This is a genomic window from Pseudomonas sp. LF020, from assembly GCF_053456425.1.
The window spans coordinates 277407-294708 of sequence record NZ_JBRFIX010000008.1 but is presented as its reverse complement, the minus strand read 5'-3'; the positions used below and the strand labels follow the sequence as shown (position 1 = coordinate 294708).

Annotated in this window: 19 protein-coding genes; 13 read left to right on the top strand and 6 right to left on the bottom strand. The window is 61.1% G+C overall.

All coding sequences use genetic code 11. The annotated features are described in order from the left end of the window. Window positions 1–2 precede the first annotated feature (2 nt). Window positions 3–323, bottom strand: a complete 321-nt coding sequence (locus tag ACU680_RS20315) for an ArsR/SmtB family transcription factor (protein WP_003222436.1) — start codon at window positions 321–323, stop codon at window positions 3–5. A gap of 169 nt (window positions 324–492) precedes the next feature. On the opposite strand from ACU680_RS20315, the gene ACU680_RS20310 reads away from it, so the two are divergent. Beyond that, window positions 493–1071 carry an acyl carrier protein phosphodiesterase gene (locus ACU680_RS20310; protein WP_448180364.1) on the top strand — a complete coding sequence of 193 codons (579 nt, stop codon included), beginning with the start codon at window positions 493–495 and terminating at the stop codon, window positions 1069–1071. 125 nt (window positions 1072–1196) lie between these two features. Here the strand turns inward: ACU680_RS20310 and ACU680_RS20305 are convergent, their stop codons facing one another. Then, window positions 1197–1988 (bottom strand): lysophospholipid acyltransferase family protein, encoded by a 792-nt coding sequence (locus ACU680_RS20305; protein WP_448180363.1) that lies wholly within the window; start codon window positions 1986–1988, stop codon window positions 1197–1199. Continuing rightward, on the bottom strand, window positions 1988–2743 hold the full coding sequence (olsB, locus tag ACU680_RS20300) for an L-ornithine N(alpha)-acyltransferase (protein ID WP_007963187.1): 756 nt from the start codon (window positions 2741–2743) through the stop codon (window positions 1988–1990). The genes ACU680_RS20305 and olsB overlap by 1 nt, the downstream gene beginning before the upstream one ends. 153 nt (window positions 2744–2896) lie before the next feature. Between olsB and ACU680_RS20295 the strand changes: the two genes are divergently transcribed. The 5 genes from ACU680_RS20295 (at window position 2897) to ACU680_RS20275 (ending at window position 7264) form a co-directional block, all read left to right on the top strand. Continuing rightward, entirely contained in the window at window positions 2897–3778 is an 882-nt protein-coding gene (locus ACU680_RS20295; protein WP_448180362.1) for an acyl-CoA dehydrogenase middle domain-containing protein, read from the top strand. 137 nt (window positions 3779–3915) lie between these two features. Further along, a complete protein-coding gene (locus tag ACU680_RS20290; protein ID WP_448180361.1) occupies window positions 3916–4995 on the top strand; it encodes a serine hydrolase domain-containing protein in 1080 nt (359 codons plus the stop codon). Beyond that, window positions 4992–5297: an amidase gene (locus tag ACU680_RS20285; protein WP_448180360.1), complete on the top strand. Its 306-nt coding sequence runs from the start codon at window positions 4992–4994 to the stop codon at window positions 5295–5297. The genes ACU680_RS20290 and ACU680_RS20285 overlap by 4 nt, the downstream gene beginning before the upstream one ends. 217 nt (window positions 5298–5514) lie before the next feature. Next, window positions 5515–6105, top strand: a complete 591-nt coding sequence (locus ACU680_RS20280) for a YceI family protein (protein ID WP_448180359.1) — start codon at window positions 5515–5517, stop codon at window positions 6103–6105. 1 nt (window position 6106) lies between these two features. Continuing rightward, window positions 6107–7264 carry a phospholipase D-like domain-containing protein gene (locus ACU680_RS20275; RefSeq protein ID WP_400759440.1) on the top strand — a complete coding sequence of 386 codons (1158 nt, stop codon included), beginning with the start codon at window positions 6107–6109 and terminating at the stop codon, window positions 7262–7264. Between the two features lie 127 nt (window positions 7265–7391). On the opposite strand, the gene bglX is transcribed toward ACU680_RS20275, so the two are convergent. Next, window positions 7392–9683 carry a beta-glucosidase BglX gene (bglX, locus tag ACU680_RS20270; protein ID WP_007963198.1) on the bottom strand — a complete coding sequence of 764 codons (2292 nt, stop codon included), beginning with the start codon at window positions 9681–9683 and terminating at the stop codon, window positions 7392–7394. Between the two features lie 258 nt (window positions 9684–9941). On the opposite strand from bglX, the gene ACU680_RS20265 reads away from it, so the two are divergent. From ACU680_RS20265 to ACU680_RS20250, 4 genes are all read left to right on the top strand, one after another. Next, window positions 9942–10550 carry a LemA family protein gene (locus ACU680_RS20265; RefSeq protein WP_007963199.1) on the top strand — a complete coding sequence of 203 codons (609 nt, stop codon included), beginning with the start codon at window positions 9942–9944 and terminating at the stop codon, window positions 10548–10550. A gap of 110 nt (window positions 10551–10660) precedes the next feature. Then, window positions 10661–11410, top strand: a complete 750-nt coding sequence (locus ACU680_RS20260; protein WP_448180358.1) for a TPM domain-containing protein — start codon at window positions 10661–10663, stop codon at window positions 11408–11410. A gap of 33 nt (window positions 11411–11443) precedes the next feature. Then, window positions 11444–12061 carry a TPM domain-containing protein gene (locus tag ACU680_RS20255; RefSeq protein WP_448180357.1) on the top strand — a complete coding sequence of 206 codons (618 nt, stop codon included), beginning with the start codon at window positions 11444–11446 and terminating at the stop codon, window positions 12059–12061. Window positions 12062–12332: 271 nt separating this feature from the next. Continuing rightward, window positions 12333–13547, top strand: coding sequence for a class I SAM-dependent methyltransferase (locus ACU680_RS20250; protein ID WP_448180356.1), 1215 nt, complete (start codon window positions 12333–12335; stop codon window positions 13545–13547). A gap of 59 nt (window positions 13548–13606) precedes the next feature. Here ACU680_RS20250 and ACU680_RS20245 read toward each other — a convergent pair whose 3' ends face one another. Further along, the gene (locus ACU680_RS20245; RefSeq protein ID WP_448180355.1) at window positions 13607–14512 is read right to left on the bottom strand and encodes a DMT family transporter; all 906 of its coding nucleotides are present in this window, start codon (window positions 14510–14512) and stop codon (window positions 13607–13609) included. A gap of 324 nt (window positions 14513–14836) precedes the next feature. On the opposite strand from ACU680_RS20245, the gene ACU680_RS20240 reads away from it, so the two are divergent. From ACU680_RS20240 to ACU680_RS20230, 3 genes are all read left to right on the top strand, one after another. After that, window positions 14837–15418 carry a DJ-1/PfpI family protein gene (locus ACU680_RS20240; protein WP_448180354.1) on the top strand — a complete coding sequence of 194 codons (582 nt, stop codon included), beginning with the start codon at window positions 14837–14839 and terminating at the stop codon, window positions 15416–15418. A gap of 13 nt (window positions 15419–15431) precedes the next feature. Beyond that, the gene (locus ACU680_RS20235) at window positions 15432–15737 is read left to right on the top strand and encodes a ribbon-helix-helix domain-containing protein (RefSeq protein WP_448180353.1); all 306 of its coding nucleotides are present in this window, start codon (window positions 15432–15434) and stop codon (window positions 15735–15737) included. Window positions 15738–15930: 193 nt separating this feature from the next. Beyond that, window positions 15931–16275 (top strand): YegP family protein, encoded by a 345-nt coding sequence (locus ACU680_RS20230; protein ID WP_041070456.1) that lies wholly within the window; start codon window positions 15931–15933, stop codon window positions 16273–16275. A 131-nt stretch (window positions 16276–16406) separates the two neighbouring features. Here the strand turns inward: ACU680_RS20230 and ACU680_RS20225 are convergent, their stop codons facing one another. Continuing rightward, entirely contained in the window at window positions 16407–17291 is an 885-nt protein-coding gene (locus tag ACU680_RS20225; protein WP_448180374.1) for a dihydrodipicolinate synthase family protein, read from the bottom strand. Between the last annotated feature and the right edge of the window lie 11 nt (window positions 17292–17302).

The window sequence follows — 17302 nt, the reverse complement described above, 5'->3', positions numbered from 1 at the left end:
AGTCAATTCCTTGTGGGAGCGCTGAGCTCTTTGACGATGGCGTCGAGGAACGCCTGGATCACGTCCTCGTTGCGTTTGAAGAAGTGCCACTGGCCGGCTTTCTGGCTGCTGATCAAACCTGCACGCTGCAGGGTTGCCAGGTGGGCGGAGACGGTCGACTGCGACAGGCCGCAGCGTTGATCGATCTGCCCGGCGCAGATGCCGTACTCGTGGTTGTGAATCTGCTCAGGAAACTGGGCTTTGGGGTCTTTCAGCCAGATGAGGATGTCTCGCCGTACTGGGTGTGCCAGGGCTTTTATTATTTCGTCGAGGTCGAGGTTCATGGCTTTGTGCTCGTGATCTGTAGCGCTATATCGCGATGAGGCGAACTTTAAATCGGTATTTCGCGATATACCAATATGATTTTGATCTGATGACCGCATAAATCGGTATATCGGGTTATAACGATACGTGTGGTGTAACGATGAAAGCGCGCAGTGCTAAGCTGCGCCCATGAACTATCTCGCACATTTACACCTCGGAGGCCAGCGCCCCGAGCAATTACTCGGCAGTCTGTATGGCGATTTCGTCAAAGGACGCCTGCAAGGGCAGTTTGCGCCGCCGATTGAAGCGGCGATTCAGCTGCATCGGCGGATTGATGTGTTCACCGATCGCCACCCGTTGGTGGACATCGCCCTCGGGCGTTTCACCGCGACCCGGCGGCGTTATGCCGGGATCGTCCTCGATGTGTTTTTCGACCATTGCCTGGCGCGGGACTGGACGCTGTACGCCGATCAACCGCTGCAGCAGTTCACCCGTGACGTGTACCGAGTGCTGTCGAATGAACGGCAATTGCCCGAACGCCTGGCGCAAATCGCGCCGCACATGGTTGCCAATGACTGGCTGGGGTCGTATCAGGAGTTTGAAGTGCTGGAGCAGGTGCTGCGCGGGATCTCGCGGCGTCTGACGCGGCCTGAGGAATTGGCGGGGGCGATGCAGGAATTGCGGCGGTTGTATGAGCCGCTGAGTGAGGATTTCGCGTTGTTCTACCCGCAATTGCAAGACTTCGCACAATCCTCAACAACACCCTGAATCCCTGTGGGAGCTGGCTTGCCAGCGATGGCGTCGGCACATTCAACATTCGTGTCGGCTGGTCTACCGCTATCGCTGGCAAGCCAGCTCCCACAGGGGCCGACGGTGATTTTAGCGGTTGTATTTCAGGCGGCGATGGCCGGGCGCATCGGGTTTTTCTGCTTTTCCAGAATCGCGCCAAACAACGCCTTCTGCACTGCTTGCTGCGCTTCGAACGCCAGCGCCGCACGTTCGCGTCCCTGACAAGCGATCGGCTTGAGCAGGTGCACTTCGACATCGCCGCAATCATGGCTGAACAGCCGCATCAGGTGCGACAACAGATCATCGTCGCCAATGAACGGTGCCAGCGTGTCGATCTCGCCATCGCGCAGATAACGGATCGCCACCGGTTGCAGCATCACCTCTGAATCAATCGCCGCCGACAGCAGGCGACCATGAAAGGTGCGCAGCGAGCGGCCATCGGTGGTGGTGCCTTCCGGGAACATCAGCAGCGGATGCTGCGTCTGCAAATGGCGGGTCATCTGTTTGCGGATCAACTGGCTGTCACCCGAGCCGCGACGGATGAACAGACTGCCAGCCTTGGCCGCCAGCCAACCCGCCACCGGCCAGGTGCGCACTTCGGCCTTGGACAGAAACGACTGCGGCGTGAGCATGCCCAGCAGCGGAATGTCAGTCCATGACACATGATTGCTGACCCACAGCATCGGCTGCTTCGGCAATTCGCCATGCACAGTCACGCGAAAGGGCAGGGCATGGCTCAGGCGCGCCATGAAAAACCGCGACCAGCGCTGTCGACGTTGCATCGAATGCGCCAGGCCCAGGCGTTCGAACACGCCGAAGACGCTGGCCATGGTCAGGCCCAGCGCCACCACCAGCAGCACCCGCGCGATCCGCGCGTACACCCGCAACCGGCTCATCACACGGCCGCCTTGAAGTGCTTGGCGTAGCGCGGGCAGAGTTCGTCGCGCTTGAGCAGGATGAACACATCGGCGACCTGGAAGTCTTCGTCCCAGCATGGCTCGCCGCAGATCTTCGCACCCAGACGCATGTAGGCCTTGAGCAGCGGCGGCATCTCGGCGATCACGTTCGACGGGATATCCAGCGACGGCAACGGATTTTTCGGTTCGGCGCGCAAATGTTCGGTGCACAGATAACGTTCGCGCAGACGCTGCATGATCGCGTGGGCCTGCACGCCGCCGTCCTGCATTGGAATGCTCGCGCAACCCATCAGGTAGCTGTAGCCGCCCTGATTCAGCACTTCGGCCAGTTCACCCCACAGCACGGCGATGGTGCCGCCGTTGCGGTAGGCCGGGTCGACGCAGGTGCGGCCGATTTCGAGAATCGGGCCTTGCAGATGCGCCAGGCCATGCAGGCTGAATTCTTCTTCACTGTAGAACTTGCCCAGGCTGCTGGCGGCGGTGTGATCGAGCAAACGGGTGGTGGCGACCAGACGCCCGGTGTTCAGGTCACGCACGCCGATGTGGCTGCAGTGAACATCATAGTCATCCATGTCCAGACCCAGTTCCGCGCCTTTCAGCTTGGCGTTGAACTCGCCGCTGAATACGCTGAAGCGCAAGGCCTGGGCTTGCTGCAAGGCCTCGGCGCCGATCAGGCGTTCGGCTTGCAGGCGGCGTTCATTGCCGGTGTCGCTGATGCGGGCGATCTGAGTCATTTGAATCTCCGTACGGGCCTTGAACCCGTCGTGGGTTGCAGCCGATCGACTTTCTTTATGCAGCCATGTTGTGCAAAGTCAGGCTATGTAGCCCCGGTGTCATCGCCATGAACGTTTGGTGATGCTTGTATGACAGCCCACAAGGAGCCTCTTATGCCCTGGCCCAGCCTGCTCGAAAGCCGTGAACGCCTGCCCGCCGTGGCTGATCTGGCGGAAGGTTTCGCCACCTTGCTGCATCAATTGGGCAATGTGACGCCGTTCGAACTGGCAGTGGCCGGAGGCCGGCGGATGGCGACGCCGGGGCTGGCATTTCTGGTGGGGTATCAGGCGGCGTTACGCATGCTCTGGCCCAGCGCGCCGCCGAGCCTTGGCGCCTTGTGTGCGACCGAACAGCGCAGTTTGCGTCCGGCGGACATGCAGACGCGCCTGACGGATTTGCGCCTCAACGGGCGAAAGGATTTCGTCACCGCCGGGGATGCGGCGGACTGGCTATTGATCGCCGCGCGCACTGAAGAGCCCGGCGAAACGCCGCGCCTGAGTCTGGCGGTGGTCTATCCCGGCGAACCCGGTGTACGTGTGGAAAAACTCCCGGCGCTGCCGCTGATGCCGGACATCAGTCATGGTCGGCTGCATCTGGATGGCGCACTGTGCGAGCTCCTCGCGGGCGATGGCTGGGATGCTTATGTGAAGCCGTTTCGCACCCTGGAAGATATCTACGTGCTGAGCGCGATGACCGCGTGGTTGTATGGCGTCGGTCAGGACAGCGGCTGGTCGCAGCCGCTGCTGTTGCGCTTGCTGGCGCTGTTGGCCGGGTGCGCGGAGGCGAGCCGCCAGCCGCCGAACAATCCGGCGGGGCATGTGTTGCTGGGTGGGTTGTTTGCGCAGTTTGATGCACTCAAACCCGAGATCGATCAGGTGTTGGCCGAGGGTAATCCGGAGTGGGCGCAGATGTGGCAGCGTGATCAGGGGGTGATGCAGTTGGCGGCCGGTGCGCGGGCCAAGCGCTTGGCCAAAGCCCTGCACATTTCCCTGTAGGAGCTGCCGCAGGCTGCGATCTTCTGATCTTTAAAAGCACAAGCAAAAGATCGCAGCCTGCGGCAGCTCCTACAGTGATCGGCATATTGTCATTTGTCTGGGCCATGATTTTTGCATCCTTCGGTTGAGACTTTTCCATGTGCAAAGGCCTGTCCCTGTTTCTGCTGCTGATCAGCTTCACGGTCCAGGCCGGGCAATGGCCCGGTGAGCAATGGCCGGCTGGCGCAAAAATCAGCGGCGCAGCAGTCGAGGCATTGGATAGCTACGCCTTCCCACCCCGCGACGACACTACCCGCCAAGGCATCCGCACCGACGCTCTGCTGATCATCCGCGACGGCCAGTTGATCTACGAACGCTACGCCGGCCCGACCCGTGCCGAGACCCCGCACTTGACCTGGTCGATCAGCAAAAGCCTGATGGCCACCGTGCTGGGTGTGGCCTATGGCGAAGGCCTGTTCAAACTGGATGATCCGGTTTCGAAGTTTTATCCGGCACTGGAAAAACACCCGGCGATCACCATAGCGGATCTGCTGCACTGGGCCTCCGGGCTGGACTGGCAGGAAGACTACGAATACGCCCCGCTGAAATCCTCGGTGGTGGCGATGCTCTACACCCGTGGGCATCGCGACATGCCTGGGTTCACTGCCGATCACGACGCCTACGCTCCACCGGGGCAGGCGTTCCGTTATTCCAGTGGCGACAGCAATCTGCTGGCGGCGGCGCTGAAAAACATGGTGGGCCCGCAGCGTTATCCCGACTATCCATGGACCGCGTTGTTCGAGCCGCTGGGCATCCGCCACGCCGTGTGGGAAACCGATGCCGGCGGCACGTTTGTCGCGTCCTCTTATGCCTATCTCACGGCGCGGGATCTGGCACGGGTCGGTCTGCTCATGGCCCGCGACGGGCGCTGGAATGATCGACAGTTGTTACCCAAGGATTGGGTCGCCTTCAACCGCGAGGCTTTTGCCGGCTACAAGGCGCACCAAGACGAAGCGGTGCCCGGTGGCCAGTGGTGGCTCAATCGCCCGGCGGATGGCGCCGCCGCACCGTGGCCCGACGCACCGCCCGATACCTTTGCCGCCCTCGGCCACTGGGGGCAGGCGATGTATGTGATTCCCAGCGAGAAACTGGTGATCGTGCGCTATGCCGATGATCGCGACGGTAGCTATCGCCATAACGAATTGCTCAAGCGCGTGCTCAAGGCGGTGCAGCCATGAAGCTGGTCAAGCGGATTCTGCTGCTGGCGCTGATCGTGCTGCTGGGCTGGATCTGGCTCGAACGGGACAACCTGTGGGCGTTCCCCGACATCATCAGCGCGTACACGGCGAAGGAATATTGTTCGTGTCGCTACGTGATGAACAACGACGCCGAGTATTGCCGGGGCTATGTGAAACAGTGGCTGCCGACCAGCGGGTTTACCGATGACAGTGCGAGCAAAACCGTCACCGTCAGTGGCATGGGCCGCAGCAACCGTGCCCAGTGGTTGAGCGAACGCCAGGGTTGCCGCCTCAATCCCTGAAACCCTCGATCCTCCAGTCAATAGATAACCCTGTGGGAGCTGGCTTGCCAGCGATGACGGTGTGTCAGTCAACAGAGATATAGCCTGTCCCGCCGCTATCGCTGGCAAGCCAGCTCCCACAGGGATTTTCACCAATCGATAGATTTGCGGCGATCAGTTTGCAATAACGGCGTGGGCGGTTAAGGTTCGTGCAGGTTTATCGCCCAACGAGTGTTCAATGTTCAACCGCTCCCTCTACAAAGCCTTTGTCAGTCTGCTGCTGGCCTCTGCCGCATTGCCGGTGCAGGCCAATTGGTATCTGGATGGCGAGTCGTCGCGGCTGTCGTTTGTCAGCACGAAAAACGCCCACATTTCCGAAGTGCAACGCTTTCTGGTGCTGCACGGCAAGGTCGATCCCGACGGTCGGGCCGAGGTCGAAGTCGAGCTGGAATCGATCAACAGCGGCATCCCGCTGCGCGACGAGCGCATGCGCAAGGAGCTGTTCCAGATCGAGCAATTCCCCGAAGCGACCATCAGCACCCAAATCGACCTGCGCCCGATCAACGATCTGGCCCCCGGCGCGCAGCTGGAATTGCGTTTGCCACTGACCGTCAACCTGCACGGCAAGCAACACGAATACCCGGCGGAGTTGCTCGCAACCCGCCTCGATGACCGGCGTTTTCAAGTGGTGACCCTCGAACCGCTGGTGATCAACGCCGAAGACTTCGACCTGGTTCCGGGGCTGGAAACCCTGCGCAACCTCGCTGGTCTGTCGGCCATCAGTCTGTCGGTGCCGGTGGGTGCGGTACTGATTTTCACGGCGCGCTGACATGCGCGGCGCGGTGTTTCCGTGGCGTGACGGCAACCGGTTCGAACTGTTGATCGACGGCCCGCAATTCTTCCCGCGCATGCTGGTGGAGATTGCCCGCGCCGAGGAGCAGGTCGAGCTGGAGTTGTATCTGGTGGAGGCGGGCGCTTGTGCCGAGGCCGTGGTTCAGGCGCTGGTGCAGGCCGCCGAGCGCGGGGTGCGGGTGCGCTGCCTGTTCGATGACTACGGCAGTCTCGCGTTTACCTTGCACCTGCGTCAGCGCCTGACCAAAGCCGGGGTCGAACTGCGTTTCTACAATCGCCTGAACTGGCGGCGCTGGGTCGGCAATTTCTACCGCGATCACCGCAAATTGCTGCTGGTCGATCAGCGTCTGGCAGTGGTCGGCGGTACCGGTGTCACCGATGAGTTCTGGACGCCGGGGCAGGACAGCAGCGAGTGGCACGAAGTGATGGTGGAAATTCGCGGCCCGCTGGTGCTCGACTGGCAAGTGCTGTTCGATCGCCAGTGGATCGCCAACCGCCATCGCCGGGCCTGGAAACCTTCCGCGCATGTCGGTCTGCCGCGCCTGCCCAAAGTCCCGGACATGGGTGAGGGCATGGGGCGAGTGGCCTATGCCGATGCGCGTCAGCATCGCGACATTCTGCAATCGTTGTTTCGCGCCCTCAACAGCGGGCAGAAACGCATCTGGATGGCCACCCCGTATTTCCTGCCGACCTGGAAAATCCGCCGCTCGCTGCGCAAGGCTGCGGCCCGTGGTGTCGATGTGCGGCTGTTGCTCACCGGGCCGCGCACCGATCACCCGTCGGTACGCTACGCCGGCCATCGCTACTACCCGCGCCTGCTCAAGGCCGGGGTGCAGATCTTCGAATATCAGCCGTGTTTCCTGCATCTGAAAATGGTCCTGGTGGACGAGTGGGTGAGCATCGGTTCGTGCAACTTCGACCATTGGAACCTGCGCTTCAATCTGGAGGCGAATCTGGAGGCGCTGGACCCGGCGTTGACGGCAGCGGTGGTGCAGAGTTTCGAGAAGGATTTCGGCCTGAGTCAGCAGGTCAGTTTGGAGGAGTGGCAGCGCCGGCCGTTGTGGCGGCGAGTGAAGCAGCGGATCTGGGGATGGGTGGATCGGCTGGTGGTCAACATTCTCGATCGGCGCGGATAACCGCCAAACACCATTCCCCTGTAGGAGCTGCCGAAGGCTGCGATCTTTTGATCTTGTGTTTCTAAACCAAAATCAAGATCAAAAGATCGCAGCCTTCGGCAGCTCCTACAGGGTATTGCGGTGTTTGTTACAGCAACTCAAAACTCTGCTGCGTCACATCCTGCGAATCCAGGCCGATCTGCACGTTGAACTTGCCAGGCTCTGCCGCGTACTTGAGCTGGGCGTTGTAGAACTTCAGGTCATCTTCGGTGATGGTGAAGTGCACGACTTTCTGTTCGCCGGCCTTGAGCATGATTTTCTGGAAGTTCTTCAGTTCCTTCACCGGGCGAATCATCGAGCCGGCAACGTCCTGGATGTACAGCTGCACCACGGTTTCGCCGTCACGTTTGCCGGTGTTTTTCAGGGTGACACTGGCATCGAGCTTGCCGGTCTTGTTCAGCGTGGTCGAGGACAGCGCCATGTCGCTCAGCGTGAACCGGGTGTAGCTCAGGCCGTAACCGAACGGGAACAGCGGGCCGGTGGTGTCATCGAAATATTGCGAGGTGTAGTTGCCCGGTTTGCCCGGCGTGAACGGCCGGCCAATGCTCAGGTGGTTGTAGTAGGTCGGGATCTGGCCCACGGAGCGCGGGAAGGTCACCGGCAGTTTGCCCGACGGGTTGTAGTCGCCGAACAGCACGTCGGCGATGGCGTTACCGCCCTCGGTGCCGCTGAACCAGGTTTCCAGAATCGCATCAGCCGACTGGTTCTCTTCGAGGATGGTCAGCGGACGGCCGTTCATCAACACCAGTACCAGCGGTTTGCCCGTGGCTTTCAATGCGCGGATCAACTCGCGCTGGTTTTCCGGGATGTTCAGGTCGGTACGGCTGGAGGACTCGTGGGACATGCCACGGGACTCGCCAACGGCGGCGACGATCACGTCGGCGTCCTTGGCCGCTTTTACCGCTTCGTCGATCAACACGTTGGCCGGGCGCGGATCATCGACCACTTCCGGGGCGTCGAAGTTGAGGAAGTTCAGGTAATCCAGAACCTTCTTGTCGCTGGTGATGTTGGCGCCACGGGCGTAGATCAGGTTGGCCTTGTCGCCGATCACCGAGCTCATGCCGTCGAACAGGGTGACTGATTGCGCAGGTTTGCCCGCAGCGGCCCAGCTGCCCATCATGTCGATGGGTGCCTTGGCCAATGGGCCGACCAGCATGACTTTTGCGTCTTTCTTCAGCGGCAGGGTGTCGTTCTGGTTCTTCAGCAGCACCAGGCTGCGACGTGCCACGTCACGGGCCTCGGCGCGGTGCAGACGGCTTTCGGCGTAGGTGTCGGCCGGATCATCCTCGGCCTTGCCGATGCGCAGGTACGGATCCTTGAACAGGCCCATGTCGTACTTGGCGGCGAGCACTTCGCGCACCGCGTTGTCGATGTCTTTCTGCTCGATCTCGCCGGACTTGAGCAGCCCCGGCAGCTCTTTGCCGTACAGGGTGTCGTTCATGCTCATGTCGATGCCGGCCTTGATCGCCAGCTTCGCCGCTTCACGACCGTCGGCGGCCACGCCGTGCTTGATCAGTTCGAAGATCGCGCCGTGGTCGCTGACCGCCAGGCCTTTGAAGCCCCAGTCCTTGCGCAGCAGGTCGTTCATCAGCCAGGTGTTGGCCGTGGCCGGAATGCCGTTGATCGAGTTCAACGCCACCATCACCCCACCGGCACCGGCGTCGATCGCCGCGCGGTACGGTGGCAGGTAATCCTGGTACATCTTCACCGGGCTCATGTCGACGACGTTGTAGTCGCGACCGCCCTCGACCGCGCCATACAAGGCGAAGTGCTTGACGCTGGCCATGATGCTGTCAGCCGCGCTCGGCGTGTCGCCCTGATAGGCCTTGACCATCACTTTGGCGATGCGCGAGGTCAGGTAGGTGTCTTCACCGAAGCCTTCGGAGCTGCGGCCCCAGCGCGGATCGCGGGAGATGTCGACCATCGGCGCGAAGGTGATGTCGAGGCTGTCGGCCGCAGCTTCTTTGGCGGCAACGCGCCCGGACTGGCCGATGGCGTCCATGTCCCAGCTCGAGGCCAGGGCCAGCGGAATCGGGAAAATCGTACGGTGACCGTGGATCACGTCGTACGCAAAAAACATCGGAATCTTCAGGCGACTGCGCATCGCCGCGTCCTGCATCGGACGGTTTTCCGGGCGAGTGATCGAGTTGAACGTGCCGCCGATGTTGCCGGCGGCGATCTCTTTGCGGATCAACTCGCGAGGCATTTCCGGGCCGATGCTGATCAGGCGCAACTGGCCGATCTTTTCATCGAGGGTCATTTGCTTCATCAGATTGCTGATGAACGCGTCCTTGTTTTCCAGGGGTGCCGGGGTCGTGGCGGCCAATACTTGATGACTGGCCAGGCTGACGAACAGACCCAGCAAACACAGCTTCTTCATGAATATTTTTCTCAAGGGCCCAAGCGGCAATGCAATGCCGGCCAGCCAAAAGTTAGGGAGCGACTATTGTTGTTCGGGTGCAGGCTCAAAATGACCGAGCCAAAAACGCCCGCCGACACTCGGCAGCGTTTGCGCAGGGCCTCTTTTTAGCCCATCGGCCCGTTGCAATCCAGTGGCGCGGCCGATTATGCCCCAACCGCCGATGCAGAAGGTTTCACGGTCGGTTTTTTATGAAATACGCCAGGGAGCATCACTTTGATGAATGTCAGTCCAACCTACCGTTCGCGTTTGCAGGTCGCCACGCTGCTGGTCCTCGCCACCTTGTTGACCGCGTGCGGCATCAACAATATCCCGACCCTCGACGAACAGGCGAAAGCCGCCTGGGGCCAGGTCCAGAACCAGTATCAGCGCCGTGCCGATCTGATCCCCAACCTGGTGGAGACTGTCAGAGGCTACGCCAAACATGAAGAGGCGACCCTGACCGCAGTGGTCGAGGCGCGGGCCAAGGCGACGTCGATCCAGGTCGATGCCAGCACCCTCGACAACCCGGAAAAACTCAAACAGTTCCAGCAGGCCCAGGATCAGTTGAGCGGTGCGCTCAGCCGTCTGATGGTGGTCTCCGAACGTTATCCGGACCTGAAGGCCAACCAGAACTTTCTCGCCCTGCAATCGCAGCTCGAAGGCACGGAAAACCGGATTGCCGTGGCGCGGCGCGATTTCATTCTGGCGGTGCAGAAATACAACACCGAGATCCGCACCTTCCCCGGTCGCCTCTGGCACAGCGTGATGTACAGCGATCTGCCAATTCGCGAAACCTTCGAAGCCACCACCCCCGGTGCGGAAAAGGCCCCGGAAGTGAAGTTCTGACAACCCCCTGTAGGAGCTGCCGCAGGCTGCGATCTTTTGATCTTGATTTTTTAAAAGCAAAAGATCGCAGCCTGCGGCAGCTCCTACAGGAGGATCGGTGGAGGGTATTCATGCGTGTGTTGAAGATAGGCCTGGTGCTGATGCTCTGGCTGTTCGCCGTCAGCGCCCGGGCCGAGTTGACGTTCCCGGCGCTGAGCGGGCGGGTGGTGGACGAAGCGCAGATGATCGAGCCGTCGGTGCGCGCCCAGTTGAGCCAGCAATTGCAGGCTCACGAGCAGGCCACCGGCGAGCAACTGGTGGTGGTCACGGTGCCTGATCTGCAGGGCACCACCATCGAGGATTACGGCGTGCAACTGGGCCGGCACTGGGGCATCGGCCAGAAGGACAAGAACAACGGCGCGCTGCTGATCGTTGCCCGTGACGAGCGCAAGCTGCGCATCGAAGTCGGCTACGGTCTGGAGGATCGGCTGACCGATGCTCAGACCTCGGTGATCATCCATCAGGTTATCACCCCGGCGTTCAAGGCTGGCAATTTCAGCAAGGGCATCAGCGACGGCGTGGCGGCGATGCTGGTGGTGCTTGGCGGCAATCCGCTGGACGAGCCGTCGACGGTGTATGAGTCGAGCGGCGATCCGCAGAGCGATTTTGTCTCGCGTCACCCGCTGTTGTTCGTTTTTCTGGTGGTGTTGTTCATCCTGACCGTGTTTGTCTGCCAGATGCTCGGTATCCTTCCCGCCGGCCGGGGTGGCTCCGGTGGCGGAGGCGGTTTCGGTGGTGGTGGTTTTGGCGGCGGCGGAGGTGGGGGCTTCAGCGGCGGCGGGGGCAGTTTCGGCGGCGGCGGTTCGTCCGGCGGCTGGTGAACACACAACAATAATGATCAGGCACTTTTCGACATGGCATTACTGACTGAACACGAACAACGCAAAGTCGCCGAGGCGATCGCCCGGGTCGAGCGCGACACCGACGCCGAACTGGTCACAGTGCTGGCGGCCCGCGCCGATGACTACGCGTACATTCCGCTGCTGTGGGCCAGCCTGCTGGCGCTGCTGGTGCCGGGCATCGTTCATTACCTGACGGGCTGGCTGACCATGCGCAGCCTGCTGCTGGTGCAGTGGGGGTTGTTCATCGTCCTGTGCCTGCTGTTTCGTCTGCCGAAAATCACCACCCACCTGATCCCGCGCCGTGTGCGCCACTGGCGCGCGTCCAACCTGGCGCGGCGGCAGTTTCTCGAACAGAACCTGCATCACACCGTGGGCAGCACCGGCATGTTGATCTTTGTCTGCGAAGCCGAGCGTTACGTGGAGATTCTGGTAGACGAGGGGATCTCCCGACGGCTGGACAACAACAGCTGGGACACGATTGTCGCCGCGTTCACCGAGCAGGTGCGTCATGGCCGCACGCTAGAAGGGTTTGTCACCTGCATCGAGGCCTGCGGTGAACTGCTCAAGGTGCACGTACCGGTGACGCAGGTGAGGAATGAATTGCCCAATCGGTTGATTGTGTTGGGTTGAGTCTCTGGGCGCAGTCATTCCCTGTGGCGAGGGAGCTTGCTCCCGCTGGGGCGCGAAGCGGCCCTGAACCCGGTAAACGCGGTTTGTCTGGAGTAAGTAGTCGCCTGTTTTAACGACTGCTGCGCAGCCGAGCGGGAGCAAGCTCCCTCGCCACAAAAGACCCGGTGCAATAGGTTCTGGTGCCGTTGGGTAAATAAGAGCGTGTCCCCAACCGCCATCCCCCCTAAAATACCCGCCACTTCCGATTTCGCCCGTTCGAGGCCGCTTGTCCATGTCCGTTACCGCCCCCTCCACCAAACCCACGCCAGACCATCACGCCCAGTTCATCGAGCTGCTGCAAACCAGCCTCGAACAGAACGGTTTCATCAAACTGGTGCTGGCCAAATACGTGGGCGAAGAGGCGGATCTGCAGCGGATCATCATCAAGGCAGTGACGGTCAAGGCGCAGCCCAACCTGTCGTTCGTTTATCGCTACAAGACCCGCGACATCACCAAGAACCTGCCGTTGGCCGAAGGCGTGGCGGTGATTGCCGAGCTGTTGCCGGCCGCGTTCAAGAATGCGCATTTGCTGACCGTGACCGACGAAGCCCAGCTCGAATACAGCAAAAAGGGCAAGAGTTCGCTGTTCAAGAGCAAGCCTCAGCAATTGCGTGAAGCACCGTCCGCCGAGCACAACCGTGAGAAAAACCGTTTTCTGGACCTGAGCCGGCCGTTCCTCAAGGATCTGGGCGTGACCAACGCGCAGCATGAGCTGATCCCGGCGATGTCGCGCAAGTGGAAGCAGATCAACAAGTTCATCGAAGTCTTCAGCCACGCCCTGACCTCCTCACCGCTGGCGCTGGACAAGCCGGTGCGGGTGGCGGATTTCGGTTCGGGCAAGGGCTACCTGACGTTCGCGATTCACGATTACCTGCGCAACACGCTCAAGGCCGAAGGCGAAGTCATCGGCGTCGAGCTGCGCGAAGAAATGGTCAACCTGTGCAACGCCGCTGCGGCCAAGCTGGAACACCCGGGGCTGGTGTTCAAGTGCGGTGACGTGCGCAGCGTGGCGCCGAGCGAACTGGACGGGATGATCGCCCTGCATGCCTGCGACATCGCCACCGACTACGCGATCCACACCGGCATCCGTTCCGGCGCGTCGATCATCATGTGCTCGCCGTGCTGCCACAAGCAGATCCGCCTGCAGATCCAGAGCCCGGCGCTGCTCAAGCCGATGTTGCAATATGGTCTGCACCTGGGCCAGCAGGCGGAAATGGTCACCGACAGCCTGCGCGCGTTGTTCCTCGAAGCCTGCGGTTACGAAACCAAAGTGTTCGAGTTCATCTCGCTGGAACACACCAACAAGAACAAGATGATTCTGGCGGTGAAACGCGCCGAGCCGGTCGACCCGGCCCAGTTGCTGGTGAAGATTGCCGAGTTGAAAGCGTTCTACAACATCAGCGAGCACTGTCTGGAAACGCTGCTGCGTTCGGATGGATACCTCTGATCCTGTGGGAGCGAGCTTGCTCGCGAAAGCGGACTGACAGTCAACGATGATGTCGACTGTTACGGCCCCTTCGCGAGCAAGCTCGCTCCCACATTTGATTTTACTGCGGTCTTGCGCCCAAGCATCACCGTCGCGATGACCCCACAGGCAAACACCCAGGTGATCGGCTCGACATGTTCGCCAAAGAACAGCGCCGAAAACGCGATGGTGAAAAAGATCTGCAGTAACTGGATCTGACTGACCCGCGCGATCCCGCCCATCGCCAGCCCGGCGTACCAGGCGAAGAACCCGAGGAACTGCGAAAACAGCGCCACATAGCCGAACGCCCACCAGGCCTTGGCTGACACTGCACCGTGATGTTGCAGCGCCAGATACAAGACTGGCCCGATCAGCAGCGGCGTCGACAGCACCAGCGCCCAGCAGATTACCTGCCAGCCGCCCATTTCCTTGGCCAACCGGCCACCTTCGGCATAGCCCAGACCACCGACGGCAATTGCGCCGAGCATCAACAAGTCACCGGCCTGAATGCTCCCGGCTCCGGTGTACAACGCGTAGCCGAGCACCAGCGCACTACCGAGCGCGGCGCAGGCCCAGAAGGCTTTCGACGGGCGTTCATGGGACAACCAGGCGGCATACAGCGCCACGCACAGCGGCTGCAAACCGTTGACCAGTGCGCCATGGGACGCCGGCAAAGTTTGCATGGCCCACGCCGACAGTACCGGGAAGCCAAGAATCACCCCGGCGATTACCAGGCTCAGGCCTTTGACCTGCTGCCAGGTCGGCCACTTCTCGCGCCGCCATAACAACAGCGCCGCCGCCGGAATTGCCGCAAACAGCGCGCGGCCGAGGCCGTTGAGCAACGGATGCAGTTCCTGCACCACAATCCGGGTGAAGGGCAGGGTCAGGCTGAAAATCACAACCCCGAGCAGGCCGAGGGCCATGCCGGTGTTTTCGCGCGAGGACATGATGAGAACCAGAATAGAAGGTGGCAGGGGATTGCCTTAATCAAGCCATAAACCGGGGCGCTCGGGCTGGTACAGCCAGGCAAAGAGTTATCCATACAGTTGGATCCCCTGTGGCGAGGGAGCTTGCTCCCGCTGGGCTGCGAAGCGGCCCCCGCTTTTTCAGGAAAACTGTGCAAACAGGTTTTGCGCCTGCTGCGCAGTCGAGCGGGAGCAAGCTCCCTCGCCACAAAGGCGGGGAGGCGTAGTAGCCGGTTGTTACCCGCCCGAAACAATAAGGTCTACCTTGAATACTCCTGCAAGCCCATTCCCAGAGGAGTCCTCCCCATGGCCGCGAAAAAAATCCTGATGCTGGTCGGCGATTACGTCGAAGACTACGAAGTGATGGTGCCGTTCCAGGCCCTGCAAATGGTCGGTCACACTGTGCACGCCGTGTGCCCGGAAAAGGCTGCGGGCAAGACTGTGCGCACCGCGATCCATGACTTCGAAGGCGACCAGACTTACAGCGAGAAACCGGGTCACCTGTTCGCCCTCAACTTCGATTTTGCCAAGGTCGCCGAGGCCGATTACGACGCGCTGCTGATCCCCGGCGGACGAGCGCCGGAATACCTGCGCCTGAACGAGACAGTCCTGGAACTGGTGCGCGCCTTCGACAAGGCCGGCAAGCCGATTGCCGCGGTCTGCCACGGCGCGCAGCTGTTGGCGGCAGCGGGCGTTCTCGAAGGGCGCGAATGCAGCGCCTATCCGGCCTGCGCGCCGGAAGTGCGCCTGGCCGGTGGCACGTTCATCGATATCCCGGTGACCGACGGCCACGTTCAAGGCAATCTGGCGACTGCGCCAGCGTGGCCGGCGCATCCGAACTGGCTGGCCGGTTTCCTCGGCCTGCTCGGCACCAAGATCACCCTGTAACGAGGATTCGCCGATGTGCGAGCTCTACGTCAAGGCCGACCCGATTCTCTACGAATCCCGCTCGCGCTCGCTGCGCATCTGCGGCGTGGTGACGACGCTGCGCCTGGAAAACCAGTTCTGGGACATCCTCAGCGAAATCGCCGAAGTCGATGGCATGACCACCAACCAGTTGATCGCCAAGCTGTATGAAGAGGTGATGGATTATCGCGGGGAGGTGGTGAATTTTGCTTCGTTTTTGCGGGTGAGCTGTACGCGGTATCTGAGCCAGCGGCGCACGTCTGCGCCGGCGTTGGCGGTGGTACGGGCGGGGGTAAAATAGCCCCGACCGAGTTGACCCCATCGCGGGCAAGCCCGCTCCCACAGGTTTCTCTGATGCTCACAAAATTTTGTGGTCGCTGAAGAACTCTGTGGGAGCGGGCTTGCCCGCGATGGCACTGGTACAGGCGACATAAGTCCTGGGCTGGTCTTAACTCACTGGCGCAAAACCTCTCAACCGCCAAGGAGAAACGCGCATGTCCGGATGGTACGAAGTGAGCAAAAGCAGCAACGGCCAGTTCAGGTTTGTGCTGAAGGCCGCCAACGCCGAAACCATTCTCACCAGCGAGCTCTACACCACCCGCGCGGCTGCCGACAGCGGCATTGCTTCGGTGCAGACCAACAGTCCGCTGGATGAACGCTACGAGAAAAAGACCACCAAGGACGGCCATCCTTACTTCAACCTCAAGGCCGCCAACCACCAGATCATCGGCAGCAGCGAGTCGTACTCCAACGACGCCGCTTGCGCCAAAGGCATCGCCAGCGTCAAGGCCAACGGGCCGAGCAAAGTGATCAAGGACAAGACCTTGCCGGTGCTCTGAGTCCAGCACATCCCTCTGTAGGCGCTGCGGCACGCTGTGATCTTTTGATCTTGATGGTAAAGATCAGGATCAAAAGATCGCAGCCTCGTTTCACTCGACAGCTCCTACAGGGTTTTGTGTGTGGCCTGGGATCAGCGCAGGGTCTTGAGGAGGGTTTGCAGCTGCGTTTGTCCCGCCTCGCTCAACGGGAATACCGGTAGTCGTGGAGCGCCGACTTCCAGCCCGGTTTCACGCAATCCAGCCTTGATCGTCGCTGGCAAACCGCCCTTGAGGATGAAGTCCAGCAGCGGCAACTGGCGGTAGAACAACTCCCGTGCCCGTTCCAGATCACCGGCCAGCGACGCCGCGTACAGATCCAGATTCAGCTGCGGAATCAGGTTCGGCGCGGCGGTGCACCAACCCTTGGCCCCGGCGGCAAACGCTTCCAGCGCCAGCGGGTTGCAGCCGTTGTAGAACGGTACCTGACCGTCGCCCAACAGTTGCAGCTTGTGCATGCGCTGAATATCGCCGGTGCTCTCCTTGACCATGGTCACGTTTTCCACGCCGTTGACGATGCGCAGAATCAGCTCCACCGACATGTCGGTGCCGCTGGTGGCCGGGTTGTTGTAGAGCATGATCGGCACGCCGATGCTGTCGCCGATGGCGCGGTAGTGCGCGAGGATTTCCGCTTCAGTGAGCTTCCAGTACGACGCCGGCAGCACCATCACCACGTCAGCGCCGTGGGCTTCAGCGAAGCGTGCGCGGCGTACGGCTTTGGCGGTGGTCAGGTCGGACACGCTGACAATGGTCGGCACCCGTTTGGCCACGTGTTTGATGCTGAACTCGGCGACCTGATCCCACTCGGCGTCGCTGAGGTAAGCGCCTTCGCCGGTGCTGCCGAGCGGGGCGATGGCATGGACGCCACTGTTGATCAGGCGATCGATGGATTGGCCGAGTGCCCGCAGATCGAGGCCTTCGCCATGGGTGCCGAACGGGGTGATGGTGTAGCCGATGATGCCGTGAATATTGGACATGATGAGTCTCCGGA

What these genes read in the sequence shown, in the direction of transcription:
- ACU680_RS20315 (WP_003222436.1), bottom strand. Translation starts at nt 323, where the DNA reads ATGAACCTCGACCTCGACGAAATAATAAAAGCCCTGGCACACCCAGTA.
- ACU680_RS20310 (WP_448180364.1), top strand. Translation starts at nt 493, where the DNA reads ATGAACTATCTCGCACATTTACACCTCGGAGGCCAGCGCCCCGAGCAA.
- ACU680_RS20305 (WP_448180363.1), bottom strand. Translation starts at nt 1,988, where the DNA reads ATGAGCCGGTTGCGGGTGTACGCGCGGATCGCGCGGGTGCTGCTGGTG.
- olsB (WP_007963187.1), bottom strand. Translation starts at nt 2,743, where the DNA reads ATGACTCAGATCGCCCGCATCAGCGACACCGGCAATGAACGCCGCCTG.
- ACU680_RS20295 (WP_448180362.1), top strand. Translation starts at nt 2,897, where the DNA reads ATGCCCTGGCCCAGCCTGCTCGAAAGCCGTGAACGCCTGCCCGCCGTG.
- ACU680_RS20290 (WP_448180361.1), top strand. Translation starts at nt 3,916, where the DNA reads ATGTGCAAAGGCCTGTCCCTGTTTCTGCTGCTGATCAGCTTCACGGTC.
- ACU680_RS20285 (WP_448180360.1), top strand. Translation starts at nt 4,992, where the DNA reads ATGAAGCTGGTCAAGCGGATTCTGCTGCTGGCGCTGATCGTGCTGCTG.
- ACU680_RS20280 (WP_448180359.1), top strand. Translation starts at nt 5,515, where the DNA reads ATGTTCAACCGCTCCCTCTACAAAGCCTTTGTCAGTCTGCTGCTGGCC.
- ACU680_RS20275 (WP_400759440.1), top strand. Translation starts at nt 6,107, where the DNA reads ATGCGCGGCGCGGTGTTTCCGTGGCGTGACGGCAACCGGTTCGAACTG.
- bglX (WP_007963198.1), bottom strand. Translation starts at nt 9,683, where the DNA reads ATGAAGAAGCTGTGTTTGCTGGGTCTGTTCGTCAGCCTGGCCAGTCAT.
- ACU680_RS20265 (WP_007963199.1), top strand. Translation starts at nt 9,942, where the DNA reads ATGAATGTCAGTCCAACCTACCGTTCGCGTTTGCAGGTCGCCACGCTG.
- ACU680_RS20260 (WP_448180358.1), top strand. Translation starts at nt 10,661, where the DNA reads ATGCGTGTGTTGAAGATAGGCCTGGTGCTGATGCTCTGGCTGTTCGCC.
- ACU680_RS20255 (WP_448180357.1), top strand. Translation starts at nt 11,444, where the DNA reads ATGGCATTACTGACTGAACACGAACAACGCAAAGTCGCCGAGGCGATC.
- ACU680_RS20250 (WP_448180356.1), top strand. Translation starts at nt 12,333, where the DNA reads ATGTCCGTTACCGCCCCCTCCACCAAACCCACGCCAGACCATCACGCC.
- ACU680_RS20245 (WP_448180355.1), bottom strand. Translation starts at nt 14,512, where the DNA reads ATGTCCTCGCGCGAAAACACCGGCATGGCCCTCGGCCTGCTCGGGGTT.
- ACU680_RS20240 (WP_448180354.1), top strand. Translation starts at nt 14,837, where the DNA reads ATGGCCGCGAAAAAAATCCTGATGCTGGTCGGCGATTACGTCGAAGAC.
- ACU680_RS20235 (WP_448180353.1), top strand. Translation starts at nt 15,432, where the DNA reads ATGTGCGAGCTCTACGTCAAGGCCGACCCGATTCTCTACGAATCCCGC.
- ACU680_RS20230 (WP_041070456.1), top strand. Translation starts at nt 15,931, where the DNA reads ATGTCCGGATGGTACGAAGTGAGCAAAAGCAGCAACGGCCAGTTCAGG.